We start from the raw sequence: 22,108 nt of genomic DNA, 5'->3' as shown, positions 1-22,108 counted from the left end.
GATCGGTCCCCCTTACACCCTTTACAGAGGTATGAACGACGGGACGGGTTGCCTGGGACGGGCGTGACGTGTCGAGCGCCACCCGCGGGCCGGCGGGCCGCCCGCTCCGCTGCCGCGGCGGATCAGCCGGCGGCGGGCTTCGGGCCCTTCAGCACCTTGCTGATCCACTCCAGGGAGCCTTCCTTCATGCCCCGGACGTAGTGCCAGCCGTTGTGCTCGCCGTTCTGGATGTCGCGGATGGTCGTCTTGACCGGCCCCTTGCCGTAGGCCTGCACGAACTTCACCATCCGGTCCTTCCCGCTCTCCTTCGTGCCGATCTGGAAGTTGATGTAGACCTCGGGGCCGTTGGTGTCGATCAGCTTCTTGGCGAGGGTCTCGGGGTTGTTCGCGTCCATCTCCGCCTGGTGGCCCTTCCAGAGCGGGGAGTCGGGGACGATCTCGCCGCCGCTGGCGATCACGGCCTTGAACTTGTCCGGGTGCTGGAGGACCGTCTTCATGCCGACGAAGGCGCCGGAGGAGGAGCCCATGAAGGCCCAGCCGTCACGGGACTTGTACGTACGGAAGTTGGCCCGGGCGAAGTCCGGGACGTCCTCGGCGATCCAGGTGCCCATCTTGGGCTGGCCGGGGATGTCGGCGCCGTCGTAGTAGTACTTGTTGTCCGGGTTGAGCACCGGCATGATCACGACGAAGGGCAGGCTGGTGCCGGCCTGGACGCCTTCGCTGATGGCCTTCTGGAGGCCGAGGCTGCGGTCGGCCCAGTAGTTGTTCGGGAAGCCGTTGCCGCCGGGGAGCGCGATGAGCACCGGGAAGGCGCTCTTGGCGTACTTCGGGTCCTCGTACTCCTTGGGCGCCCACACCCAGACGTCGCCCTCGAAGCCGGACTTCGCGCCCGCGAGGCGGGTCTTGGCGATGATCGTGCCGTCGTCGAGCTTGGTGGTCTGCTTGAAGTCGGACTTCGGGCCGCTCGGCAGCTGTACGTCGGGGTCGCCGGTGGGCGTGGGCGAGGCCGACGGCGTGACCGGGTCCGTCTTCTCCGGCGCGGCCGGCGGCGGGGTCGGCTTGCCGAAGGTCACGGCGTCGCCGTTGCCGGAGAACCAGTCCAGCTTCCAGGCGGCGAAGCCACCGCCGCCGAGGAGGAGCGCGAGGGCGACCGCCGCGCTGATCCATATTCGGCGCCGGGACCGCCGGGACTGCGGCTGGTACGGCGGCTCCTCGGGCTCATGGGGCCGGGGCGGGGCCGGGGGCTGCGGGTGCTGGTGCACGAACTTCGCTCCGAACGTTGTGGCTGCCCCACGGGCAGGACGGCTTGCTGTTTCTCCTGATGTACGAATGCCCCGCGCAGTTCCAAATCCCGGCAAAAACATGGCGGGAAGGCCAGATGAACATCAGCGCTGCTCGTCGAGGACCTCGGCGCACCGCCCGAGCAGCGCGATGAGCTGCTCGCGCTCCTCCGCGCTGAACGCGGCGGCCAGCGCCCGCTCCACGCGCACCGCGCCGGAGTCCGCCTGCTCCATCACCGCGCGGCCCTCCGGGGTGAGCCGGGTCTCCAGCACGTTGCGGTGCAGCTCGTGCGGGGTCCGCTCGATGAGCCCGCGCTCCTGGAGGTTCTTCAGCACGGTGTTCATGGTCGGCGGAGTCACTCCGCACAGGCGGGCGAGCGCGGCGGCGGAGACGCCGGGCTTCTCGGCCAGCCAGAGCAGCGCGGCGTACTGAGGAACCGTTACTGCGGCCGGCTTGACCGCGGCGTTCTTCGCCGCGAGGAGCGCCTGCTCGGCGCGCTTGATGTGCGCGCCGATGCGCTCTTCGGGGGCCATGGAGGTCATCCCCGCATCCTACGACCCTTGCGCACATTAGAGCCCTAACATACATTCGCCCACACAGACGAACGAGAACCCACTCGGGGAGACGTGATGAAACTCCTGCCCACCGCCACCGTGACCGCCGTGACCACCGCCCTGACCCTCGCCCTCCTGGGAGCGGCCCCGCCCTCGGCCGACACCCGCATATCCACCGCGTTCTCCATACCGGGCGGGAAGGTCTACCCCGAGGGCATAGCCACCGACTCCCGTACGCACACCGTCTACGTGGGCTCGTACGCGGACGGCACGGTCTACCGGGCCCGCCCCGGCCGCACCGAGGCCGAGGTGTTCCTGCCCGCCGGGACCGACGGCCGCCACACGGCCAACGGCCTGCGGGTCGACGCCCGGGGCCGGCTCTGGGTGACGGACTCCACGGCCGGGGTCTCGGTCTACGACACCGCGACCGGCTCCCGCCTGGCCCACTTCGAGGTGGCGGGCGACGCGCCCCGCTTCGTCAACGACCTGACGATCACCCCGGACGGCGCCGCGTACCTCACCGACAGCATCCGCGGGGTGATCTACCGGGTGACCCCCGGGCAACTGGCGGCCGGCAGCGGCCCGCTCACCGCGGCGTACGACCTCTCCCCCGCCCTGCGCCCCCGCCCGGCAGGGGGCTTCAGCCTCAACGGCATTGTCGCGGACCGCGCCGGCCGCCACCTCCTCACGGTGGACATGCCGGAGGGCGACCTCTACCGCGTCGACCTCGCCACCGGCGCCGTCAGCCGCGTCGACCTCGGCGGCCGCGACATGAAGGCCGCCGACGGCCTCGACCTCGCCCCCGACGGCACCCTGCGCGTGGCGCACAACACCACGAACACGCTGACCCGCTGGCACCTCACCGCGGACGGCACCCGCGCCCGCCTCACCCGCACGGTCACGGACCCGTCCCTGCAGATCCCGACGACCCTCACCCACACCCGGGGCCGCACCCTGGTGGTCCGCTCCCAGTTCGACAAGGGCGGCCCCCTGACCCCGAGCACGGGCACCCCGACCACCTTCACGGTGGCCTCGGTACGGGGGCTCTGAACGGCGGCCGGCTAGGTGAAGTCCGCGTACGCCATGTGACGGCCGCAGGCGCGGCACCTGAAGAGGTAGCCGACGGGCTGCCCGTCCTTGTCCAGAGCACCGAGGTGGCTCTCCACCACCTCGGCCGCCCACCCCCACCGGCCGGCCTCGCGCCGCAACTCCTCCAGCACGTCCGGGAAGGCGGCCAGCTCGGCCGCCCCCGCCGGCCCCAGGAAGGCCGCACCGTCGCCGCAGTGGAAGAACCACCTCGGATCCTGCCAGGAGGAGAAGCCCGGCGTGCGCGCGTCCACGGACACCACGACCGCGCGCGGGACGTCCTCGCCGACCGGATCGCCGATGAAGTGCGCCTCGTACCTCGCGGCCGCGCAGCCGTCCGCGATGCACCACGGGCACAGCCGACCGGAAAGCTCCTCGACCGCATACACGGGTCCTGCGTAGACGTACCCCCGCGACCGCCCGCAGCAGACGCACGCCGTGCCGGCCGCGACGACCGCCCCGGTCGCCAGTGGGTCGGGGTGATAGGGAAAGACGGGCAGCTCCTCTGACATCCCGGTGACGCTACCCGCGTACCGGGCGGCCGTGCCGGTCCGCGCCGGCGGACGGCGGGGCCGCCTCCAGGATCGTCGCCGTCCCGCCGGCCACCGAGGTCTCGTACAGCGTGATCCGGTCGCCGGGGGCGAGGTGCCGCCAGCGCGCCGCGGTCAGGGGCAGGAGCCGCACCGGGGCCTGGGCGCCGGGCGCGAGGCCGGGGGCGAACTCGACCCACACGCGGGCGATGTCCAGCTCACGCGCCCCGTCGTCCCTCCGGTTGCCGATGTCCCACATCGGCCGCAGCACCCCGGCCCCGGGTATCGGCGTACGCCGGAACGTCTCCCCGGCGGGGCGGAGGACCAGTTCGGCCCGGATGACCCCCACCCGCGTCTCGGCCCCGCGCCACCGGCACCACTCCCGGCTCCGCTCGAGCCCCAACATCCCGGCCGCGCGTGCCAGTTCGTCCCAGAAACCCGCCGGCGCGCTCCATCCGTCACCCAGCGCCTGGAGCAGGTCGAGCGCCACTTCCCACTCGTCGTGCGCGAGGTAGTCCCAGACATCGGAGACGGTGACGTCGTTGTCGGTGGCAACCGCCTCGGGCACGAGCAGCGAGGCGGCTTCCAGCATCCCGACGACATCCATGCGCAAAGTATGGATCAGCGGCCCTGCGGCCCTTCCGGGGTGACGGCAAAGGGGCCGGACGCCAGGTGGGTGGCCGGTCATGGTGCGGCAAGTTGCCGAAGGACCTCCGGCCGGGATCGTCGGCTCTCCAGCCTGAACTGTGGGCCGCTACCGTGAACCCATGTCCGCACTGCCCGGCTGGATGCGCCCGCCGCGCGCGGAAGGCTGGTTCGCGGAGGACCTCGACCGCCTCCCCGAGGCACCCCGCCACACCGAGCTGATCGACGGAGCCCTCGTCTTCATGGTGTCGCCCCAGAGGTGGTGGCACGGCCACCTCGTCACCATGCTGACCGTCGCACTCATGGAGCAGGTGCCCGCCGACACCAGAGTCGGCCGCGAGATGACCATCAAGCTCGACCAGCGCAACCGCCCCGAACCGGACCTGCTGGTGACGACGGCCGAGGAGTCCCGGAGCCACCGCGCAAGGTGGGCTCGGGAATGTCTCCCTCAGAGCCCTCTCCAGGGACTCGGCCGTAGCGCGCCAGGCTCCGCCGTCACCCTGGGGCGGAGCGAAGGTGAAGTCGGTGCGGATTCCATTCGGTGGGCACGGCCTTCCTCTCGCTGTGAGCACCGTGAAGCGCGGCCTCCTCGCCCCTCTGGAGCGCGCACCGGCGCTCTTCAGGCGGGCCGAACGACTGATGGATGACCAGATACCCCAGCGCCATCCCAGCACGGGAAACAGCATGGGGCGACGGCTCGCCTCTTCACCTGAATGCCCCTGCCGTGTTGCCCCCCATCCGCCCCGGTCATCGCATGGAGTGGGAACACGAGCCCGCGCGGGGCCACCGGAAGGCAGGAAAGGGCGCTATGTACGTTCGCAGCATCTATGCAACGGGTGATCCGGCCGAGCTCGACGGGGTCGCCGAGGCGCTCCGGACCGACGGGCGTGCGCTGCTGTCGGCGCAACCGGGCTTTCGCGGGATGGGGCTGTTCGCCGACCGCGAGCTCGGCAAGCTCCTGGTGGGATCGTGGTGGGAGGACGAGGCCTCCCGGCAGGCCAGCTACGAGAACCTGAGCAAGCGGCGGGCCGAGATGATGGCGCCCTTCGCGCAGACCGTGACGGTCGACAACTGGGAAGCGGCGGTCACCCGACGCGCAGAGGAACTCGGGCCGGGCGCGGGGTTCCGGCTGGTCCGCATGGACGTCGAGCCGGCCGACCTCGACCTGCTGGTGGACACGTTCCGCGACACCTCACTGCCCAAGGTCCAGAAGATCCCCGGACTGGCCGGCATCTCCCTGCTCATCGACCGCGAGCGGGGCAGAGCCGCTGTCGGCGCGCTCTACACCGATCGCGACGCACTCGTGGCATCCCGTGGCGCCGTCGCGGCGGTCCGCGGAGAGGCAACGGCGAAGGCTCGCGCAACCACCCGCAGCCTCGAGGAATTCGAGGTGGTCCTCGCCACGGCGGTGCCCCACGCCTGACCGTGCCTCCGGTTCCGCGATCGCGAGCACCGCCCCGCCACATGAACGGTCAGTAGCGGTAACGAGCCGCGAGGATGACGACCTCTTTGTCGGTTACCAGGTAGACGAGGCGGTGCTCGTCGTCGATCCGCCGTGACCATGCCCCGGGTAGGTGGTACTTCAATGGTTCGGGCTTGCCGATCCCCGTGAAGGGGTCACGCCTGACGTCCTCGATGAGCTTGTTGATCCGGGCGAGCATCTTGCGGTCGTTCTTGAGCCAGGACGTGTAGTCCTCCCAGCCCTGGTCCTCGAAGACGAGCCTCACGCGGCACCCACACCCGCGTCCGCCGAGTCGGGATCGATCAGCTCGCGCTCCGACACGTTGATGTGGGACAGAGCGTTCTCGTAGGCCTTGAGCAGCCGCCGGGCGTTCGCCGGAGAGCGCAGCAGATACGAGCCCTCGCGCAGCGCCGCGTAGTCCTCGGCCGAGACGAGCACGGCGTTGCCGTGCTTCGAGACGATCTCGATGGCCTCATGGTTCTCGTTGACCTTCTTGATCAGCGGAAAGAGTTCCTTGCGGGCTTCACTCGCGGTTATGGACATGACTTGACCTCTTCCCTCAAGTGGTACCTAATAACGTACCACTCTCGACACCTTCCGGCCGGGCCGAACGGCTGATGGCTGGTCAGACATCCCAGCACCATCCCAGCACGGGAAACAACAAGGGGCCGACTCCCAGCGGAGTCGACCCCTTCTGACCTGCATGTTTGCCACGTCAAGGACGTGGTGCTATTTCATCCGCTCAGACGTTGAAGCGGAACTCCACCACGTCGCCGTCCTGCATGACGTACTCCTTGCCCTCCATGCGGGCCTTGCCCTTCGCGCGGGCCTCCGCCACCGAGCCGCATTCGACCAGGTCCGCGAAGGAGATGACCTCCGCCTTGATGAAGCCGCGCTGGAAGTCGGTGTGGATGACGCCCGCCGCCTCCGGGGCCGTCGCGCCCTGCTTGATGGTCCAGGCGCGGGTTTCCTTCGGGCCGGCCGTCAGGTAGGTCTGGAGGCCCAGGGTGGCGAAGCCGACGCGGCCCAGGGTGGCCATGCCCGGCTCGTCCTGGCCGACCGACTGGAGGAGTTCGAGGGCCTCGTCGTCCTCCAGCTCGATGAGCTCCTGCTCCAGCTTCGCGTTCAGGAAGATGGCCTCGGCCGGGGCGACCAGGGCGCGCTGCTCGTCCTTGAAGGCCTCGTCCGTGAGCTCGTCCTCGTCCACGTTGAAGACGTAGAGGAAGGGCTTGGTGGTGAGGAGGTGCAGCTCGTGGAGGAGGTCGCCCTGCTCCGTGCCCTTGGTGATGCCCTTCGAGAAGAGGGTGTCGCCGGCTTCGAGGATCTTCTTGGCCTCGACGACGGCCGCCAGGACGGCGACCTTCTCCTTCTGGAGGCGGGACTCCTTCGTCAGGCGCGGCTCCGCCTTCTCGATGGACTGGAGGTCGGCGAGGATCAGCTCGGTGTTGATCGTCTCGATGTCGTCCTTGGGCGAGACCTTGCCGTCGACGTGGACGACGTTCTCGTCCTTGAAGGCGCGGATGACCTGGCAGATCGCGTCCGACTCGCGGATGTTCGCGAGGAACTTGTTGCCGAGGCCCTCGCCCTCCGAGGCGCCGCGCACGATGCCGGCGATGTCGACGAAGTCGACCGTGGCCGGGAGGATCTTCTGGGAGCCGAAGATCCCGGCGAGGACGGCCAGGCGCGAGTCCGGGACGCCGACGACGCCGACGTTCGGCTCGATCGTGGCGAACGGGTAGTTGGCCGCCAGCACGTCGTTCTTGGTCAGGGCGTTGAACAGGGTCGACTTGCCGACATTCGGCAGGCCGACGATTCCGATCGTGAGCGACACGTTGGCGACTTCCCGTAGCTGGAGGGGGCGGCGGCCCGGGTGCGGGCCACCGGACAGTTTACTTTCCGATGAGTAGCGGTCGATGTACGCGTGTCCGGGAGCGGATCCGGCGGCTCACCCGCCTAGTTTTGGGGGGTGGAGCGATACAGGACGCGACCGGTCCCTCACCCCCAGCGAGCGTCGGGGCCCCAGCGGCCCCTGCGGCCCCCGGCACAGCGCACCCGGCCGGCCGCCTCCGCCGCGAGCGTGGCGCGGCGGATGCCGCGGCCCCGGCTGACGGGGCTCGGCGGCGGGTTGTTCGCGTGTGCCGCCATGGTGCTGGTGGCCGGGTTCGCCTGGCTGCTGTTCGATTCCTCGCTGTTCGTGTACGGGCTGCTGTTCCCGCCCGTGGCGGCCGCCACCGCACTGTGGGTGCGGCCGGCCGATCTGATCACCGCGCCGATCGCCGCCCCCATCGCCTTCGCCGCCGGAGTGTGGCCCGTGTCCGGCGGCTCCGGCGGCTTCGGCGGGCAGCTGATGGGGCTGGTGTCCGCGCTGTCCCTGCATGCCGGCTGGCTGTACGCCGGGACGCTGGTCGCCGCCCTGATCGTGGTCGTACGCAAGGCCGTGCTGATCGGGAGGCGGAGGGTTCCCCGGCGTATCGGCTAGCCGCGATTCCCCTTCGCGGCGGCCTTGGCCGCCATGGCCGCGCCCACGATGCCCGCGTTGTTCTGGAGCTTCGCCGGGACGATCTCCGCCCGGATGCCCTCGATCAGCGGCAGGAACTTCTCCGGCTTGCGGCTGACCCCGCCGCCGAGGATGAACAGGTCCGGGGAGAACAGCATCTCCACGTGCGCCAGGTACTTCTGCAGCCGGTGCGCCCAGCGCTCCCAGCTGAGGTCCCCGTCCTCCTTGGCCTTCACCGACGCCCGCGTCTCCGCGTCGTGGCCCTTGAGCTCCAGGTGGCCGAGTTCCGAGTTCGGGACCAGGCGCCCGTCCGTGAACAGGGCGCTGCCGATGCCCGTGCCCAGGGTGAGCAGGATGACGGTGCCCGAGCGGTCGCGACCGGCCCCGTAGGTCATCTCCGCGACGCCCGCCGCGTCCGCGTCGTTGAGGACCGTCACCGGCAGGCCGCCCAGCTCGCGCGAGAGGAGCGCCGCCGCGTCGACGCCGAGCCAGCCCTTGTCGACGTTCGCCGCCGAACGGGTGATCCCGCCCGTGACCACGCCCGGGAAGGTGACCCCGACCGGCCCCGACCACGAGAAGGCGCGGACCACCTCCGCGACACAGCCGGCCACCCCCTCGGGGGTGGCCGGCTGCGGTGTCAGTACCTTGTGGCGCTCCTGCGCCAGGTCGCCCCGGGCCAGGTCCACGGGAGCGCCCTTGATCCCGGATCCGCCGATGTCCACACCCATGATCTGCATGGACATACCGTACGAAACCAGTTACTTGTCCGCGACCAGTTCGGCGGCTTCGGCACGCAAGTCGCGGCGCAGTTCCTTCGGGAGGGAGAAGACGATGGACTCTTCGGCCGTCTTGACGATCTCCACGTCGGCGTAGCCGCGGGCGGCCAGCCATTCCAGGACCTCCTCGACCAGCACCTCCGGCACCGAGGCGCCCGAGGTCAGGCCGACCGTGGTGACGCCCTCCAGCCAGGCCTCGTCGATCTCGCTCGCGAAGTCGACCAGGTGGGCGGCCTTGGCGCCGGCGTCCTTGGCGACCTCCACCAGACGGATGGAGTTCGAGGAGTTCTTCGAGCCGACCACGATGACCAGGTCGGAGTCCGCGCCCATGACCTTGACCGCGGCCTGCCGGTTCGAGGTGGCGTAGCAGATGTCGTCGCTGGGCGGGGAGACGAGCAGCGGGAACTTCGTCTTCAGCGCGTCGACGGTCTCCATGGTCTCGTCGACCGAAAGGGTGGTCTGGGAGAGCCAGACGACCTTGGACTCGTCGCGGACCTCGACCTTGGCCACGTCGTGCGGGCCGTCGACGATGGTGATGTGGTCCGGAGCCTCGCCGGAGGTGCCGATGACCTCCTCGTGGCCCTCGTGGCCGATGAGGAGGATGTCGAAGTCCTCGTTCGCGTACCGGATGGCTTCCTTGTGCACCTTGGTGACCAGCGGGCAGGTGGCGTCGATCGTCGCGAGCTTGCCGCGGGCCGCCTCCTCGTGCACCACCGGCGCCACGCCGTGCGCGGAGAACATCACGATGTTGCCCTCGGGCACCTCTTCCGTCCGCTCGACGAAGATGGCGCCCTTCTTCTCCAGGGTCTGGACGACGTACTTGTTGTGCACGATCTCGTGCCGTACGTAGACCGGCGCCCCGTACTGCTCAAGGGCTTTCTCGACGGCGATCACGGCTCGGTCCACGCCCGCGCAGTAGCCGCGGGGCGCGGCGAGCAGGACACGGCGGGAAGCGGGGGCAGGGGCGGGAGCAGTCATGGGATCCATCGTACGGGGGTCCCCAGGAGGCCGGTCGTCGCCCGTACGCCACACACTGGGCGGGAAGATCAGAAAGAACGTCCCGACTGTCGTCCGGAGGAATGAACTGATGGCGTCCGCTACGGATTCCGGCAACGCCGCACCCACCGCCCTGCGGCGGAGCCTCGGCTTCCGGGACCTGGTGGTCTACGGACTGCTGTTCATCGCCCCGATGGCCCCGGTCGGGGTCTTCGGCACGCTCGACGCGAAGTCGCACGGCGCCGTCGCCCTCGTCTACCTCGTCGCGACGGTCGCGATGGCCTTCACGGCCTTCTCGTACGCGCAGATGGTGCGGGTCGCCCCGCAGGCCGGCTCGGTCTTCACCTACGCCCGCAAGGGGCTGGGCGAGGGGCCCGGCCTGATCGCCGGGTGGATGGCGATGCTGGACTACCTGCTGATCCCGGCGGTCGCGTACCTCTTCTCGGGGATCGCGATGAACGCGCTGGTGCCGGAGGTCTCCCGGTGGGTGTGGACGGCCCTGGCAGTGGTCGTGACCACCGCGCTGAACCTGTGGGGCGTACGGGCGGCGGCGCGCGTGGGTTTCGCCGTGCTGGCCATGGAGATCCTGGTCCTGCTGGTCTTCCTGGTCGCGGCGGTGACGGTACTGGTCCGGGACGGGGCGCAGCGCGGCTGGCTCTCCCCGCTGACCGGCGACGGGTCGCTGGGCTTCAGCGTGGGCGCGGTGCTGGGCGCGGTGTCGGTGGCGGTGCTGTCGTACCTGGGCTTCGACGCGATCGCCTCCTTCGCGGAGGAGGTGACGGGGGGCTCGGAGCGGGTGGCGCGGGCGGTGCTGTTCTGCCTGGGGCTGGCCGGGGTGCTGTTCATCGCGCAGAGCTACCTGGCGGCGCTGCTGATGCCGGTCTCGGCGGCGGAGCTGGCGGCCGATCCGGGGCAGCAGGGGCCGGCCTTCTACAACGCGGTGGAGGCGTCGGTCGGCTCGTGGCTGCACGACCTGGTGGCCGTCAGCAAGGCGATCGGGGCGGCCTTCGCGGCGCTGGCCGGGCAGGCGGCGGCGGGGCGGCTGGTGTTCGCGATGGCCCGGGAGCGGCGGCTGCCGCGGGTGCTGGCGCGGACCTCGGACGGCACTCCGCGGCCGGCGCTGCTGGTGGCGGCGACGGTGACGCTGATCGCGGCGGTGTGGGCGGCCCGGCGCGACGACGGGCTCGACCACCTGGTCTCCGTGGTGGACGTGGGGGCGCTGGTGGCGTTCACGCTGCTGCACGCGTCCGTGGTCGGCTGGTTCGTGGTGAAGCGGCGGGAGGGGGCGCCGGTGTGGTGGAAGCACCTGGTGGTGCCGGTGCTGGGGGCGGCGGTGACGGTGGCGGTGATCGTCGAGGCCTCTTGGACGGCGCAGGTGGTGGGGGCGGTGTGGCTGGCGGTGGGCCTGTGCGTGCTGCTCGCGCAGCGCGGGCGGTCCGCCTGAGCCTGCGGCGCCGTTCCGGGGGCGCTGCCCCCGCGCCCCCGCGCCTCAATCGCCGGCGGGGCTGGGTTTTGCCGGGGCGGGGCCTGGCCACCTCGGGGCGGCTGCGCTGCCGGGTTTTCCCTGGGCGGGACCGGCCGGGTTGGGGCGGGGTCCCTCCGGAGTGTCTCCTCGTCCTCGCGCCTGCGGGCACCGCTTCGTCACGTGAGGGTGGTTGCGCGCTCGTCCTGCGGGGACCCTCCTGCGGGCCCCCACCCCAACAGCACACTCCCGACCCGCCAGGGCGGGGTCTTGGCCCGCGGGGCGGAGCGGGGGCACGGCGGGGCGTCCCCGCAGGACGAGCGCGCAACCACCCTCAACAGCCGCGAGATGCCCGCACGCGCGAGGACGAGGAGACGCCCCGCCGGGACCCCGCGCAGGGGCCGCACGGTCCAGGACCCCGCCCAGGGAAAACCCAGCCCCGCCGGCGATTGAGGCGCGGGGGCGCGGGGGCGGAGCCCCCGGAACGGCGCCGCACCCGACGGCCGCGACACCCCGCCGGGGCCTGAGGTGGTGTCAGTGACGGCGGATAGCCTTCGTGCATGGGTCTGAATACGTCGGCCGAGGCGCCGCTGCCGGTGGGGCAGGTGTCCCGGCTCATCGGGGGCTGGATCGAGCGGCTCGGGCAGGTGTGGGTGGAGGGGCAGATCACGCAGCTCTCGCGCAGGCCGGGGGCGGGGGTGGTCTTCCTGACGCTGCGCGACCCCTCGCACGACATCTCGGTCAGCGTGACCTGTTTCCGACAGGTCTTCGACGAGGTCGCGGACGTCGTGTCGGAGGGGGCCCGGGTCGTCCTGCTCGCCAAGCCCGAGTGGTACGCCCCGCGCGGGCAGCTGTCCCTGCGGGCCACGGAGATACGGCCCGTCGGCATCGGGGAGCTGCTGGCCCGGCTGGAGCGGCTCAAGCGGTCGCTGGCCTCCGAGGGGCTGTTCGCGCTGGACCGCAAGAAGCCGCTGCCGTTCCTGCCGCAGCTGATCGGGCTGGTGGTCGGGCGGGCCTCGGCGGCCGAGCGGGACGTGCTGGAGAACGCCCGGCGCCGCTGGCCCGCGGTCCGCTTCGAGGTGCGGAACGTGGCCGTGCAGGGGGTGCACGCCGTGCCGCAGGTGGTCCAGGCGGTCAAGGAGCTGGACGCGCTCGACGAGGTCGACGTGATCATCGTGGCGCGCGGCGGCGGCAGCGTGGAGGACCTGCTGCCCTTCTCCGACGAGGAGGTCGTACGGGCCGTCGCGGCGGCCCGGACCCCGGTGGTCTCGGCGATCGGCCACGAGCCGGACTCCCCGCTGCTGGACCTCGTCGCGGACCTGCGGGCCTCCACGCCCACGGACGCCGCGAAGAAGGTCGTCCCGGACGTGGGCGAGGAGCTGGAGCGCGTACGCCAGCTGCAGGGCCGGGGGCTGCGCGCGGTGCGGGGACTGCTGGACCGGGAGGAGCGGGGCCTGGCGCACGCCCTCGCGCGGCCGGTCTTCGTACATCCGCAGCGGATGGTGGAGGTACGGGAGGACGAGCTGGAGGCGCTGCTGGCGCGCAGCCGACGCACGCTGGGGCACCTGCTGGACCGGGCCGATTCCGAGCTCGAGCACACCCTCGCCCGGGTGGTGGCGCTGTCGCCCGCCGCGACGCTGGAGCGGGGGTACGCGGTGCTCCAGCGGGCCGACGGGCACGTGGTGCGCTCGCCGCAGGAGGTCGCGGCGGACGAGGAGCTGCGGGCCCGGGTGGCGGAGGGCGAGTTCACCGTGCGGGTCGCATCCGCATCCGACTAGCCGCACGCCGCGGCGACGACACACTGGGGCAACGTTTTCGTTGCATTACACACATAGGGTGGACAAGGGAATGTCAGAGGCCGATACCGCGCTGGGGTACGAGCAGGCCCGTGACGAGCTGATCGAGGTCGTCCGCAAGCTGGAGGCCGGCGGGACCTCGCTGGAGGACTCCCTCGCGCTCTGGGAGCGCGGGGAGGAGCTGGCGAAGGTCTGCCGGCACTGGCTGGAGGGCGCCCGCGCCCGACTGGACTCGGCCCTGGCGGCCCGCGAGCGGGCCGCGGAGGGCGGGACGGGCGCGGCCGAGTAGCCGGGCACGGCCGGGGAGAGGACCCCCCGGAAGTGATGCGGGCCACCATCAGGGCGAGATAGTTGAAATTTCATCTATCTCCGCCGTAGAGTCTGGGACATCGCTTCACCCCCGTATGGAAGAAGGCTTTCCGATGTCTCTCGTTCTTGACTCCGCCGCCCAGGACCTGCTGTTCCGCGAGGCCCGCACCGCCAACTCGTTCTCCGACGAGCCGGTCACCGAGGAGCAGGTACAGGCGATCTACGACCTGGTGAAGTACGGCCCCACCGCTTTCAACGGGACCCCGCTGCGCATCACGCTGGTCCGCTCCCCCGAGGCCCGCGAGCGCCTCGTGCAGCACATGGCCGAGGGCAACCAGGCCAAGACCTCCGCCGCGCCGCTGGTCGCGATCCTCTCCGCGGACAACGAGTTCCACGAGGAGCTCCCGCACCTGCTGCCGCACTTCCCGCCGGCCAAGGACATGTTCTTCTCCGAGCGCCCGGTCCGCGAGCAGTCCGCGCTGGTCAACGCGTCGCTTCAGGCCGCGTACTTCATCGTGGGCGTCCGCGCCGCCGGTCTGGCCGCGGGCCCGATGACCGGTGCGGACCTCGCCGGCATCCAGAAGGAGTTCCTGGACGGCGACCACACCCCGATCATGGTCGTCAACATCGGCAAGCCGGGCGAGGACGCCTGGTTCCCGCGCTCCCCGCGCCTGGAGTTCGACCAGGTCGTCACCACCGTCTGAGTGCGGTGGCGCGTACACGCGAAAGGCGGCCCGCCCCCCGATCCCGGGGGGCGGGCCGCCTTTCGCGTCGCGCAGCCCTTACTTGCCCTGCTTGAACTCCAGCGCCGCCGCCATCGCGCCGAGCTGCTCGAAGGAGGCCGTCCCGGTCACCACCGTGACGTGGCCCTGCTCCTGGCGCACGAGGGCGTCGTACTTCTCGCCGTCCCAGCGCTCCCAGGACATGTCGCCGACCTGCTGCGTCTGGCCGGTGGCCTTCGCCTTCTGGGTCACCCGGTCGAGGTACTTGGCGGAGGTGTCCGTGGACTGCTCCACCGCCACGTACTGCTGCTCCGGATCGAGGAAGCCCAGGTGCCAGGCGTTGGCGTTCTTGCGCTCGTACGAGACCGAGGTCGCCCGCCACTGCTCCGGGAGCCCCGCGGGGGCGGCCACCGGGTACGGGGCCGCGCGCCGGGCCGTGAGCGTCTCCACCCGGTAGTCGACCGTGCGCGTCGGGTCGGCCTTCTCGTCATGTGGGACGAACATGTAGATGCCCGCCACGACGACGCCGATCACCGCCAGCGACCGGACCATGTCCCAGACCGTCTGCTTGCCTTTCATACCTGCCACGCCACCATCGTCCCGCATGGCCCGCGGCGATCACCGCCGGGGGCCCCGGAGCGTCGCGAGGTGTCCGCTCAGGCCAATCCGCTGACCGATATGCCGCTCATACGTGACCCGGTCTGCTCAATTTATCGACCTACCGATAGAGTTCCAGCACCCTCACTTCCCGGCCGTCGCCGAACAGAAAGGTGCCCTCGGATGACCGAGCACAACCTGCCGCCTCAGCTCGTAGTCTCTCCGGAGGCCCCCGACCGCAACCTCGCCCTGGAACTCGTCCGGGTCACCGAGGCCGCCGCCCTGGCCGCGGGCCGGTGGGTCGGCCGCGGCGACAAGCTCGGCGCGGACGGCGCCGCCGTCAACGCCATGCGCACCCTGATCTCCACCGTCTCGATGAACGGCGTCGTCGTCATCGGCGAGGGCGAGAAGGACGAAGCCCCGATGCTCTTCAACGGCGAGCAGGTCGGTGACGGCACCGGCGCCGAGGTCGACATCGCCGTGGACCCGATCGACGGCACCACCCTGAACGCCAAGGGCATGCCGAACGCCATCGCCGTGCTGGCCGCCGCCGACCGCGGCACCATGTTCGACCCGTCCGCGGTCTTCTACATGGAGAAGCTGGTCACCGGCCCCGAGGCCGCCGACTTCGTCGACATCAACGCCCCCGTCTCGGTGAACATCCGCCGCGTCGCCAAGGCGAAGGGCATGGCCGTCGAGGACGTCACGGTCGTCATCCTGGACCGCCCGCGCCACGAGGGCATCGTCAAGGAGATCCGCGAGACGGGCGCCCGGATCAAGTTCATCTCCGACGGCGACGTCGCCGGCTCGGTCATGGCCGTCCGCGAGGGCACCGGCGTGGACCTGCTCCTCGGCATCGGCGGCACGCCCGAGGGCATCATCTCGGCCTGCGCCATAAAGTGCCTGGGCGGCACGATCCAGGGCAAGCTGTGGCCCAAGGACGACGCCGAGCGCCAGCGCGCGCTGGACGCCGGCCACGACCTGGACCGCGTCCTGTCGACGAACGACCTGGTGTCCGGCGAGAACGTCTTCTTCGTCGCCACCGGCATCACCGACGGCGAGCTGCTGCGCGGCGTGCACTACCGCGCGGAGACGGCGACGACGTCCTCGCTGGTCATGCGCTCGAAGTCGGGCACGATCCGGCAGATCGACTCGACGCACCGCCTGTCGAAGCTGCGTGCGTACAGCGCGATCGACTTCGACCGCGCGAAGTAGGCCTGCGGCCCGCACGGCAAACGAGGGGCGGTCACCGCGTCCGGGGGTTCCCCGGGCGCGGTGACCGCCCCTCCACCGTGTCCGGCGTCCTGACCCTGCGGCGCCGTTGCCGGGGGCGCTGTCCCCGGACCCCCGCGCCTCAAACGCCGGCGAGGCTGGATTTCGCTCAGCCCGCCGCCGCGATCGGGCCCCCGCCCGCCGCCTGGCGGAGCTCGGCGGACCGGCGGCGCATCCGGGCCAGGACCACCCGGCGCTCGGCGGCGGTGAGCCCGCCCCAGACCCCGTAGGGCTCGGGCTGGAGCAGCGCGTGCTCCCGGCAGGCGACCATCACCGGGCAGCGCGCGCAGACGCGCTTGGCGGCCTCCTCGCGGGAGAGCCGGGCCGCGGTGGGCTCCTTGGACGGCGCGAAGAAGAGCCCCGCCTCGTCCCGGCGGCACACCGCCTCCGCGTGCCAGGGGCCGTCCTCTTCCCGCGACGGCGTCCGCGGCTTCGGCACGGCCGCCGCCGCGCGCCCCTGAAGACTCTGGACGGCGGCTACCTGCAAGGACTGATGCGGCGGATGCGGCACGGTCTACTCCTGACGACGTATACGCGAGCGAGAGACGATGCACCTGTCCCTACCCGCTGTACGCGCCCCTATGCACTGCGCACCACCGGGCGCGGGGCCTTCGTCCGAAACGTGCCCCTGCCGCGCCCGCCGTCACGCGCCCGGCGGCGCCCAGCCCGGATCGCACCCCAGGAAGGCCGGCAGCGAGCCGGCCGGGTCGGCGTCGGGCTCGGGCGCGCCGGGGAGCGCCGGGCCGTAGGCGAAGCCCCGCAGGGGCTCGGCGAGGGCGTCCGCCGCAGGTCGCAGGGCCTGCGCGAGGGCCGCCGGGAGCGGGGAGGGCTGCCGGGTGGCGACGGCGATGTCCCAGGCGTGCACGGCGGCGTCGAGTGCGGCCGCGCCGACGGCCGTCTCGGCGGGCACGGTGGACGGGGGCAGCGGCACAGCCATCGGCGGGCACCCCGGCGACGGTGGCGCGCAGTGCCTCGTGCGCCTGGGAGGCCGCGCGGCCGGATCCCGCTGTTTCCAGGGCGTGTTGACCGCGGTTTGCGTCAGCCGTCGAGGCGCTTGCGGAGCCTCTGCGCCAGATCGACCAGGCGGGCGCCGGGCTTGGGGCGGGCCTCGATGCTGCCGAGCAGCGCGAAGCCGCGGACGATCACCACGGGGGCCTGCGGGTCGGTCTCCCCGCGGGATTCGCCGCGCACCTCGAAGTTGCCGAGGACCCCGCTGCCGTAGCCGCGCAGGGTGACGTTCTCCGGGACGAGGACCTCGACGTTGCCCAGTACGCAGGTCACGTTGATCTCGGTGACCTGCTGTTCGAAGACCGCCTCGGTGAGGTCGATGGTGATGTCGCCCATGACCGAGACCGCGCGGGTGTGCGCGCCCGGCCGCCAGCGGCCCTTGCGGGCGGAGCTGCTGCAGACGGCGACGACCGTGTCGGGGTGGCCCGCGGGGGCGGCGTACGGGCCTGCGGCGTGCGCGGGCGGGGTGTGGCCGGCGCCGGGCGCGGGCAGGTCCCGTACGAGGACCTCCAGCTCGCCGACCGTCTTGAGCGCGTACAGCGAGTCGAGCCGCTCCGAGTGCTCCTCGGAGTTCAGCCTGCCCTCGGCGAGGGCGTCGGCGAGCGTCTGCGCGATCCGGTCCCGGTCGGCGTCGGACGCGCGCAGCTCGGAGGGGGCGGCGGCCGCGGGGCCGGCGGGGTGCTTTTCCAGGTCCACGTCACCCAGCATAGCGAGACACGATAGATCGCGATACTCCTGAGTGGAGCAGAGCGGGCCCCGAGTGAGCCTTACCTCACAACCGCGGCCGCGTCGAGAGGTTCTACGCTGGATGACCGCGCTGCCAATTGGTCGCCAGTGCTGTCTGCCGAGTGAGGAATGACTGCCGTCATGCCAGAGTTTGCGTACACCGACCTGCTGCCCCTGGGCGAGGACACCACCCCCTACCGGCTGGTGACCGCCGAAGGCGTGTCCACCTTCGAGGCGGACGGCCGTACGTTCCTCAAGGTCGAGCCGGAGGCGCTGCGCAAGCTCGCCGAAGAGGCCATCCACGACATCCAGCACTTCCTGCGCCCCGCGCACCTCGCGCAGCTGCGCCGGATCATCGACGACCCCGAGGCCTCCTCGAACGACAAGTTCGTGGCGCTCGACCTCCTCAAGAACGCGAACATCGCGGCGGCCGGCGTCCTGCCGATGTGCCAGGACACGGGCACCGCGATCGTGATGGGCAAGCGCGGCCAGAACGTGCTCACCGAGGGCGGTGACGAGGCGGCGCTGTCGCGCGGCATCTACGACGCGTACACCCGCCTGAACCTGCGGTACTCGCAGATGGCTCCGATCACCATGTGGGAGGAGAAGAACACCGGCTCGAACCTGCCCGCGCAGATCGAGCTGTACGCGACCGACGGCGGTGCGTACAAGTTCCTCTTCATGGCCAAGGGCGGCGGCTCGGCCAACAAGTCCTTCCTCTACCAGGAGACCAAGGCGGTCCTCAACGAGGCCTCCATGATGAAGTTCCTGGAGGAGAAGATCCGCTCGCTCGGCACGGCGGCCTGCCCGCCGTACCACCTGGCGATCGTGGTCGGCGGCACCTCGGCCGAGCACGCGCTGAAGACCGCGAAGTACGCCTCCGCGCACTACCTGGACGAGCTCCCCACCGAGGGCTCCGCCCTGGGCCACGGCTTCCGCGACCTCGACCTCGAGCAGCAGGTGTTCGAGCTCACCCAGAAGATCGGCATCGGCGCGCAGTTCGGCGGCAAGTACTTCTGCCACGACGTCCGCGTGGTCCGCCTCCCGCGCCACGGCGCCTCCCTCCCGGTCGCCATCGCGGTCTCCTGCTCGGCCGACCGCCAGGCGGTCGCGAAGATCACCGCCGAGGGCGTCTTCCTGGAGCAGCTGGAGACGGACCCGGCGCGCTTCCTCCCGGACACCACGGACTCTCACCTGGACGAGTCCTCGGACGTCGTCTCCATCGACCTGAACCAGCCGATGGACGAGATCCTGGCGACCCTGACCAAGCACCCGGTCAAGACCCGCCTGTCCCTGACCGGCCCGCTGGTCGTGGCGCGCGACATCGCGCACGCCAAGATCAAGGAGCGGCTGGACGCGGGCGAGGGCATGCCGCAATACCTGAAGGACCACCCGGTCTACTACGCGGGCCCCGCGAAGACCCCCGAGGGCTACGCTTCGGGCTCCTTCGGCCCGACCACGGCCGGCCGCATGGACTCGTACGTCGAGCAGTTCCAGGCGGCGGGCGGCTCGAAGGTCATGCTGGCCAAGGGCAACCGCTCGCAGCAGGTGACGGACGCGTGCGGTTCGCACGGCGGCTTCTACCTGGGCTCGATCGGCGGCCCTGCGGCCCGCCTGGCCCAGGACTGCATCAAGAAGGTCGAGGTCCTGGAGTACGAGGAGCTCGGCATGGAGGCGGTCTGGAAGATCGAGGTGGAGGACTTCCCGGCCTTCATCGTGGTCGACGACAAGGGCAACGACTTCTTCCAGAACCCGGCCCCGGAGCCGACGTTCACGCACATCCCGGTGCGGGGCCCGGGCCTGTAGGGCCGAGCCGTGCACGGTCGGAGTGCGCCGTTCACGCTGAGCGCGTGGCAGAACGGCGAGAAGGGCGGGCTCGGCCGGGCCGGCTGGCAGGGCAACTCGCCGGAGTGGGGCGAGATCACCGTGTCCTCGCTGCCGCACGCCCACGAGGACGTCCGCGCCACCGAGGCCTCCGGCGGCCTGATCCCCACGACGGTCTTCGAATCGCGCGGCCTCCAGGTGATGATCACCGAACGCCCGACGCTGAACGGGCCGACGCTGCGGGTCGGGGGCGCGGTGGTGTACCTGAAGCGGAACCGGTGGGCGGCCACCCACCGGGGCCGCGGACTGCGCATGCGGTACGGCGGTGACCGGTACCGGCTCTGGGCGGTCAACCGCCGCGAGTACGTCGTCATGCGCGAGGCCGACAACGAGGACCGCGGGGTCACCGTCAAGGTCAGGGAGTCCGGCATCGCCAGGTGGAAGCGCGTCGAGGTGAGCGTGACGGGCCGCGCCCTCGCGGCCGACATATCGCTCGCCGTCGTCTTCGCCGGGGTGGACCGGTCCGTGCTCACGCGCCGGGGCGCCGTTCGCGCGGGCTTCTCGCGGATCTTCCACGTGGCGATGGACACCGCCATGGCGTGACGCCCCCCGCCCCCGCACTGCGACCGAGGGCCTCTCCCCCATTCGGGGGAGGGGCCCCTCGCGCATGTCCGCCCATCGGCAGATGGCAGGGCGGCGGGGGCCCGGCGAGGCTGTTCCCGTACCCAAACAACCCTTGGAACACGGGAGTTCAGCATGAAGAACCGCATGTCCGCCCTCGTTATCGCCGGAACGGCCGCCGCGCTCGTGGCCGCCCTCGTCGCGGCGGCCCCCGCCCCGGCGGCCTCGGCCGCGCCGGCGGCGGCGCCGAAGGTCGCCTCGGTGCGCGGGGGCGGCACGATCCTCTTCCCCTACTCCCCCAAGGACGACATCCGCTTCACGGTCGACGCCGAGCAGACACCGTGGACCAAGCCCTACCCGGTCCCGGGCCTGGAGAACGGGCTGCCGACGGACGCGCGGGGCCGGGTGACCATCTACCACTACTTCACGGAGACCGGCTTCACCGGCACCGCCGAGGCGGAGATCGACTGCCTGGTCACGGGCGGCAAGACCGCCACCCTCACCGCCATGGTCAAGACCTCGAACATGGGCTGGGAGGGCAAGCGGATCGGCATCAGCGTCCAGGACGGCGAGCGCGGCGGCCCGGACCGCATCGGCTTCTCCTGGGCCGTCGCCAACGTCGACACGAAGCCGGACGGCACCGTGGTCCAGGGAGCGGTGGGCACGTGCATGGCCCCGGCCCCCTTCACGGAGGTCACGAAGGGCGGCTTCAAGGTCACCCCGGCCCCGCTGGCCCCGATCCCGGGCTGAGCAGCTCCGCCTCGACCGGGGTGGCCTCGATGCCGTGCTCCCGGGCCGCGATCAGCTCCGGGAGCGTGAGGCCGTACAACTCCCGGACGGCCTTCAGCGGCAGGCCGTCCGGACCGCCGACGGCGAGGCGGACCGTGCCCTGCCCGGCCACGATCCGCTCGCGGACCCAGGGTGGCGGCGGGCCCCAGCCGCCACCGCAGGCCTGGACTCCGTACGCGGGGCAGTGGTGCGACTCCTCCCACCGCAGCCTGCCGTCGACGATGCGCTGCCACGCCTCGAAGCGGCAGTCCTCGCAGGGCTCGCAGTGCAATGTCGCGAACTGTTCAGCCATCGGTGCAGCATGCGGTACGCGGCCGCCCACCGCATCCGGATAACGTCTGACGCATGAACCGGCAGTCCACGCTCCCCTTCGCCCGCGACGTGCGCGTCGTCGCCCACCGGGGGGCCTCCCACGAGCACCCCGAGCACACCATGGCCGCCTACCGGCAGGCCGTCGCCGACGGGGCCGACGCGCTCGAGTGCGACGTGCGGCTCACCGCCGACCGGAAGCTGGTGTGCGTGCACGACCGGCGGGTGGAGCGGACCTCCGACGGGCGGGGGGTGGTCTCCGAAATGACGTACGAGGAGCTGGCCGCGCTCGACTTCGGATCGTGGAAGGGCGCCGAGCACGCGGGCGCCCGGGTGCTGCTCTTCGAGGACCTGCTCAAGGAGGCCCTGGCCGCGCCGCGGCCGGTCGGGCTCGCCGTCGAGACCAAGCACCCGACCCGGGCCGGCGGCCGGCTGGAGGCCGAGCTGGTGCGGATGCTCCGGGAGTACGGGCTCGCGGACGGGGCGTCGGGGCGCGTCGAGGTGATGAGCTTCTCGCGGAACGCGCTGACCCGGATGAACCGGCTCGCGCCCGGGCTGCCGGCCGTCTATCTGATCGAGCGGACGGTGCGCCCGCCGCGGCCGCCGTTCGCGACCCACGCGGGGCCGGGGATCGACCTCGTACGGCGGGATCCGGGGCTGGTGGGGCGGCTCAAGGCGAAGGGGCTGGCCGTGCGGGTGTGGACCGTGGACGAGCCCGAGGACGTGGAGCTGTGCGTGCGGCTCGGCGTGGACACGATCATCACCAACCGGCCGCGGGACGTGCGCAAGCTGCTCGACGACATGTGAGCACCCGGCCGGGGTGCGCCGGCCGGGTGTGGGGGGTTT

Annotated in this window: 27 protein-coding genes; 13 read left to right on the top strand and 14 right to left on the bottom strand. The window is 71.5% G+C overall.

What is annotated here, in order from left to right; all coding sequences use genetic code 11:
* Window positions 1-122 precede the first annotated feature (122 nt).
* Both AB0O21_RS17260 and AB0O21_RS17255 read right to left on the bottom strand, forming a co-directional pair.
* The gene (locus AB0O21_RS17260) at window positions 123-1,262 is read right to left on the bottom strand and encodes an alpha/beta hydrolase-fold protein (protein ID WP_365171912.1); all 1,140 of its coding nucleotides are present in this window, start codon (window positions 1,260-1,262) and stop codon (window positions 123-125) included.
* A 123-nt stretch (window positions 1,263-1,385) separates the two neighbouring features.
* Window positions 1,386-1,823 (bottom strand): MarR family transcriptional regulator, encoded by a 438-nt coding sequence (locus tag AB0O21_RS17255; RefSeq protein ID WP_365171910.1) that lies wholly within the window; start codon window positions 1,821-1,823, stop codon window positions 1,386-1,388.
* Window positions 1,824-1,910: 87 nt separating this feature from the next.
* Between AB0O21_RS17255 and AB0O21_RS17250 the strand changes: the two genes are divergently transcribed.
* The gene (locus AB0O21_RS17250; RefSeq protein ID WP_365171908.1) at window positions 1,911-2,885 is read left to right on the top strand and encodes an SMP-30/gluconolactonase/LRE family protein; all 975 of its coding nucleotides are present in this window, start codon (window positions 1,911-1,913) and stop codon (window positions 2,883-2,885) included.
* An 11-nt stretch (window positions 2,886-2,896) separates the two neighbouring features.
* Here the strand turns inward: AB0O21_RS17250 and AB0O21_RS17245 are convergent, their stop codons facing one another.
* Both AB0O21_RS17245 and AB0O21_RS17240 read right to left on the bottom strand, forming a co-directional pair.
* Window positions 2,897-3,433, bottom strand: a complete 537-nt coding sequence (locus tag AB0O21_RS17245; protein ID WP_365171906.1) for a CbrC family protein — start codon at window positions 3,431-3,433, stop codon at window positions 2,897-2,899.
* Between the two features lie 10 nt (window positions 3,434-3,443).
* Complete coding sequence (locus AB0O21_RS17240; protein WP_365171904.1) at window positions 3,444-4,058, bottom strand: hypothetical protein; 615 nt, start codon at window positions 4,056-4,058, stop codon at window positions 3,444-3,446.
* A gap of 160 nt (window positions 4,059-4,218) precedes the next feature.
* On the opposite strand from AB0O21_RS17240, the gene AB0O21_RS17235 reads away from it, so the two are divergent.
* Together AB0O21_RS17235 and AB0O21_RS17230 are read left to right on the top strand one after the other, a co-directional pair.
* Entirely contained in the window at window positions 4,219-4,743 is a 525-nt protein-coding gene (locus tag AB0O21_RS17235; RefSeq protein WP_365171902.1) for a Uma2 family endonuclease, read from the top strand.
* A gap of 161 nt (window positions 4,744-4,904) precedes the next feature.
* The gene (locus AB0O21_RS17230; protein WP_365171900.1) at window positions 4,905-5,519 is read left to right on the top strand and encodes an antibiotic biosynthesis monooxygenase; all 615 of its coding nucleotides are present in this window, start codon (window positions 4,905-4,907) and stop codon (window positions 5,517-5,519) included.
* Window positions 5,520-5,568: 49 nt separating this feature from the next.
* Here the strand turns inward: AB0O21_RS17230 and AB0O21_RS17225 are convergent, their stop codons facing one another.
* The 3 genes from AB0O21_RS17225 to ychF all read right to left on the bottom strand — a co-directional run bounded on the left by AB0O21_RS17225 (window position 5,569) and on the right by ychF (window position 7,389).
* Window positions 5,569-5,823, bottom strand: a complete 255-nt coding sequence (locus tag AB0O21_RS17225) for a Txe/YoeB family addiction module toxin (RefSeq protein ID WP_365171898.1) — start codon at window positions 5,821-5,823, stop codon at window positions 5,569-5,571.
* The gene (locus AB0O21_RS17220; RefSeq protein WP_365171896.1) at window positions 5,820-6,101 is read right to left on the bottom strand and encodes a type II toxin-antitoxin system prevent-host-death family antitoxin; all 282 of its coding nucleotides are present in this window, start codon (window positions 6,099-6,101) and stop codon (window positions 5,820-5,822) included. Before AB0O21_RS17220 ends, AB0O21_RS17225 begins: the two co-directional genes overlap by 4 nt.
* A 199-nt stretch (window positions 6,102-6,300) precedes the next feature.
* Window positions 6,301-7,389 carry a redox-regulated ATPase YchF gene (ychF, locus tag AB0O21_RS17215; protein ID WP_365171894.1) on the bottom strand — a complete coding sequence of 363 codons (1,089 nt, stop codon included), beginning with the start codon at window positions 7,387-7,389 and terminating at the stop codon, window positions 6,301-6,303.
* A gap of 258 nt (window positions 7,390-7,647) precedes the next feature.
* On the opposite strand from ychF, the gene AB0O21_RS17210 reads away from it, so the two are divergent.
* Window positions 7,648-8,037, top strand: coding sequence for a DUF6542 domain-containing protein (locus AB0O21_RS17210; RefSeq protein ID WP_365171892.1), 390 nt, complete (start codon window positions 7,648-7,650; stop codon window positions 8,035-8,037).
* Here the strand turns inward: AB0O21_RS17210 and ppgK are convergent.
* Both ppgK and AB0O21_RS17200 read right to left on the bottom strand, forming a co-directional pair.
* Window positions 8,034-8,792, bottom strand: coding sequence for a polyphosphate--glucose phosphotransferase (gene ppgK, locus AB0O21_RS17205; RefSeq protein WP_365171890.1), 759 nt, complete (start codon window positions 8,790-8,792; stop codon window positions 8,034-8,036). The two genes, AB0O21_RS17210 and ppgK, sit on opposite strands and share 4 nt — an antisense overlap.
* 21 nt (window positions 8,793-8,813) lie before the next feature.
* Window positions 8,814-9,809 carry a 4-hydroxy-3-methylbut-2-enyl diphosphate reductase gene (locus AB0O21_RS17200; protein ID WP_365171888.1) on the bottom strand — a complete coding sequence of 332 codons (996 nt, stop codon included), beginning with the start codon at window positions 9,807-9,809 and terminating at the stop codon, window positions 8,814-8,816.
* A gap of 109 nt (window positions 9,810-9,918) precedes the next feature.
* Here AB0O21_RS17200 and AB0O21_RS17195 point away from each other — a divergent pair, with 109 nt between their 5' ends.
* The 4 genes from AB0O21_RS17195 (at window position 9,919) to AB0O21_RS17180 (ending at window position 14,098) form a co-directional block, all read left to right on the top strand.
* Entirely contained in the window at window positions 9,919-11,271 is a 1,353-nt protein-coding gene (locus AB0O21_RS17195) for an APC family permease (protein ID WP_365171886.1), read from the top strand.
* A 578-nt stretch (window positions 11,272-11,849) separates the two neighbouring features.
* Window positions 11,850-13,067, top strand: a complete 1,218-nt coding sequence (gene xseA, locus AB0O21_RS17190) for an exodeoxyribonuclease VII large subunit (RefSeq protein ID WP_365171884.1) — start codon at window positions 11,850-11,852, stop codon at window positions 13,065-13,067.
* A 70-nt stretch (window positions 13,068-13,137) separates the two neighbouring features.
* A complete protein-coding gene (locus AB0O21_RS17185; protein WP_365171882.1) occupies window positions 13,138-13,374 on the top strand; it encodes an exodeoxyribonuclease VII small subunit in 237 nt (78 codons plus the stop codon).
* 133 nt (window positions 13,375-13,507) lie between these two features.
* Complete coding sequence (locus tag AB0O21_RS17180; protein ID WP_365171880.1) at window positions 13,508-14,098, top strand: malonic semialdehyde reductase; 591 nt, start codon at window positions 13,508-13,510, stop codon at window positions 14,096-14,098.
* A 78-nt stretch (window positions 14,099-14,176) separates the two neighbouring features.
* On the opposite strand, the gene AB0O21_RS17175 is transcribed toward AB0O21_RS17180, so the two are convergent.
* Window positions 14,177-14,695, bottom strand: coding sequence for a DUF4245 domain-containing protein (locus tag AB0O21_RS17175; RefSeq protein ID WP_365172027.1), 519 nt, complete (start codon window positions 14,693-14,695; stop codon window positions 14,177-14,179).
* 201 nt (window positions 14,696-14,896) lie between these two features.
* Between AB0O21_RS17175 and glpX the strand changes: the two genes are divergently transcribed.
* Window positions 14,897-15,928 (top strand): class II fructose-bisphosphatase, encoded by a 1,032-nt coding sequence (gene glpX, locus AB0O21_RS17170; protein WP_365171878.1) that lies wholly within the window; start codon window positions 14,897-14,899, stop codon window positions 15,926-15,928.
* A 166-nt stretch (window positions 15,929-16,094) separates the two neighbouring features.
* Here the strand turns inward: glpX and AB0O21_RS17165 are convergent, their stop codons facing one another.
* The 3 genes from AB0O21_RS17165 to AB0O21_RS17155 form a co-directional block, all read right to left on the bottom strand.
* Complete coding sequence (locus AB0O21_RS17165) at window positions 16,095-16,424, bottom strand: WhiB family transcriptional regulator (protein ID WP_365172026.1); 330 nt, start codon at window positions 16,422-16,424, stop codon at window positions 16,095-16,097.
* 204 nt (window positions 16,425-16,628) lie between these two features.
* On the bottom strand, window positions 16,629-16,922 hold the full coding sequence (locus AB0O21_RS17160) for a hypothetical protein (protein ID WP_365171876.1): 294 nt from the start codon (window positions 16,920-16,922) through the stop codon (window positions 16,629-16,631).
* A 101-nt stretch (window positions 16,923-17,023) separates the two neighbouring features.
* Window positions 17,024-17,689, bottom strand: coding sequence for a DUF1707 domain-containing protein (locus AB0O21_RS17155; protein ID WP_365171874.1), 666 nt, complete (start codon window positions 17,687-17,689; stop codon window positions 17,024-17,026).
* 171 nt (window positions 17,690-17,860) lie between these two features.
* On the opposite strand from AB0O21_RS17155, the gene AB0O21_RS17150 reads away from it, so the two are divergent.
* The 3 genes from AB0O21_RS17150 (at window position 17,861) to AB0O21_RS17140 (ending at window position 20,914) form a co-directional block, all read left to right on the top strand.
* Window positions 17,861-19,525: a fumarate hydratase gene (locus AB0O21_RS17150; RefSeq protein ID WP_365171872.1), complete on the top strand. Its 1,665-nt coding sequence runs from the start codon at window positions 17,861-17,863 to the stop codon at window positions 19,523-19,525.
* Window positions 19,526-19,534: 9 nt separating this feature from the next.
* Entirely contained in the window at window positions 19,535-20,146 is a 612-nt protein-coding gene (locus tag AB0O21_RS17145; RefSeq protein WP_365171870.1) for a hypothetical protein, read from the top strand.
* 153 nt (window positions 20,147-20,299) lie between these two features.
* Entirely contained in the window at window positions 20,300-20,914 is a 615-nt protein-coding gene (locus AB0O21_RS17140) for a hypothetical protein (RefSeq protein ID WP_365171868.1), read from the top strand.
* Here the strand turns inward: AB0O21_RS17140 and AB0O21_RS17135 are convergent.
* Window positions 20,880-21,245, bottom strand: coding sequence for a hypothetical protein (locus AB0O21_RS17135; protein ID WP_365171866.1), 366 nt, complete (start codon window positions 21,243-21,245; stop codon window positions 20,880-20,882). The genes AB0O21_RS17140 and AB0O21_RS17135 overlap by 35 nt on opposite strands.
* A gap of 53 nt (window positions 21,246-21,298) precedes the next feature.
* On the opposite strand from AB0O21_RS17135, the gene AB0O21_RS17130 reads away from it, so the two are divergent.
* Window positions 21,299-22,069: a glycerophosphodiester phosphodiesterase gene (locus tag AB0O21_RS17130; protein ID WP_365171864.1), complete on the top strand. Its 771-nt coding sequence runs from the start codon at window positions 21,299-21,301 to the stop codon at window positions 22,067-22,069.
* Window positions 22,070-22,108: the final 39 nt, after the last annotated feature.

Origin of the sequence: Streptomyces sp. NPDC091371, assembly GCF_040684275.1 — a bacterium.
In the GTDB taxonomy this organism is placed as follows: domain Bacteria; phylum Actinomycetota; class Actinomycetes; order Streptomycetales; family Streptomycetaceae; genus Streptomyces.
The sequence above is the reverse complement of the archived record's forward strand: the minus strand, read 5'-3'. Positions and strand labels throughout refer to the sequence as shown.

What these genes read in the sequence shown, in the direction of transcription:
- AB0O21_RS17255 (WP_365171910.1), bottom strand. Translation starts at nt 1,823, where the DNA reads ATGACCTCCATGGCCCCCGAAGAGCGCATCGGCGCGCACATCAAGCGC.
- AB0O21_RS17250 (WP_365171908.1), top strand. Translation starts at nt 1,911, where the DNA reads ATGAAACTCCTGCCCACCGCCACCGTGACCGCCGTGACCACCGCCCTG.
- AB0O21_RS17245 (WP_365171906.1), bottom strand. Translation starts at nt 3,433, where the DNA reads ATGTCAGAGGAGCTGCCCGTCTTTCCCTATCACCCCGACCCACTGGCG.
- AB0O21_RS17240 (WP_365171904.1), bottom strand. Translation starts at nt 4,058, where the DNA reads ATGGATGTCGTCGGGATGCTGGAAGCCGCCTCGCTGCTCGTGCCCGAG.
- AB0O21_RS17235 (WP_365171902.1), top strand. Translation starts at nt 4,219, where the DNA reads ATGTCCGCACTGCCCGGCTGGATGCGCCCGCCGCGCGCGGAAGGCTGG.
- AB0O21_RS17230 (WP_365171900.1), top strand. Translation starts at nt 4,905, where the DNA reads ATGTACGTTCGCAGCATCTATGCAACGGGTGATCCGGCCGAGCTCGAC.
- AB0O21_RS17220 (WP_365171896.1), bottom strand. Translation starts at nt 6,101, where the DNA reads ATGTCCATAACCGCGAGTGAAGCCCGCAAGGAACTCTTTCCGCTGATC.
- AB0O21_RS17210 (WP_365171892.1), top strand. Translation starts at nt 7,648, where the DNA reads ATGCCGCGGCCCCGGCTGACGGGGCTCGGCGGCGGGTTGTTCGCGTGT.
- ppgK (WP_365171890.1), bottom strand. Translation starts at nt 8,792, where the DNA reads ATGCAGATCATGGGTGTGGACATCGGCGGATCCGGGATCAAGGGCGCT.
- AB0O21_RS17200 (WP_365171888.1), bottom strand. Translation starts at nt 9,809, where the DNA reads ATGACTGCTCCCGCCCCTGCCCCCGCTTCCCGCCGTGTCCTGCTCGCC.
- AB0O21_RS17195 (WP_365171886.1), top strand. Translation starts at nt 9,919, where the DNA reads ATGGCGTCCGCTACGGATTCCGGCAACGCCGCACCCACCGCCCTGCGG.
- xseA (WP_365171884.1), top strand. Translation starts at nt 11,850, where the DNA reads ATGGGTCTGAATACGTCGGCCGAGGCGCCGCTGCCGGTGGGGCAGGTG.
- AB0O21_RS17185 (WP_365171882.1), top strand. Translation starts at nt 13,138, where the DNA reads ATGTCAGAGGCCGATACCGCGCTGGGGTACGAGCAGGCCCGTGACGAG.
- AB0O21_RS17180 (WP_365171880.1), top strand. Translation starts at nt 13,508, where the DNA reads ATGTCTCTCGTTCTTGACTCCGCCGCCCAGGACCTGCTGTTCCGCGAG.
- AB0O21_RS17175 (WP_365172027.1), bottom strand. Translation starts at nt 14,695, where the DNA reads ATGAAAGGCAAGCAGACGGTCTGGGACATGGTCCGGTCGCTGGCGGTG.
- glpX (WP_365171878.1), top strand. Translation starts at nt 14,897, where the DNA reads ATGACCGAGCACAACCTGCCGCCTCAGCTCGTAGTCTCTCCGGAGGCC.
- AB0O21_RS17160 (WP_365171876.1), bottom strand. Translation starts at nt 16,922, where the DNA reads ATGGCTGTGCCGCTGCCCCCGTCCACCGTGCCCGCCGAGACGGCCGTC.
- AB0O21_RS17150 (WP_365171872.1), top strand. Translation starts at nt 17,861, where the DNA reads ATGCCAGAGTTTGCGTACACCGACCTGCTGCCCCTGGGCGAGGACACC.
- AB0O21_RS17140 (WP_365171868.1), top strand. Translation starts at nt 20,300, where the DNA reads ATGAAGAACCGCATGTCCGCCCTCGTTATCGCCGGAACGGCCGCCGCG.
- AB0O21_RS17135 (WP_365171866.1), bottom strand. Translation starts at nt 21,245, where the DNA reads ATGGCTGAACAGTTCGCGACATTGCACTGCGAGCCCTGCGAGGACTGC.
- AB0O21_RS17130 (WP_365171864.1), top strand. Translation starts at nt 21,299, where the DNA reads ATGAACCGGCAGTCCACGCTCCCCTTCGCCCGCGACGTGCGCGTCGTC.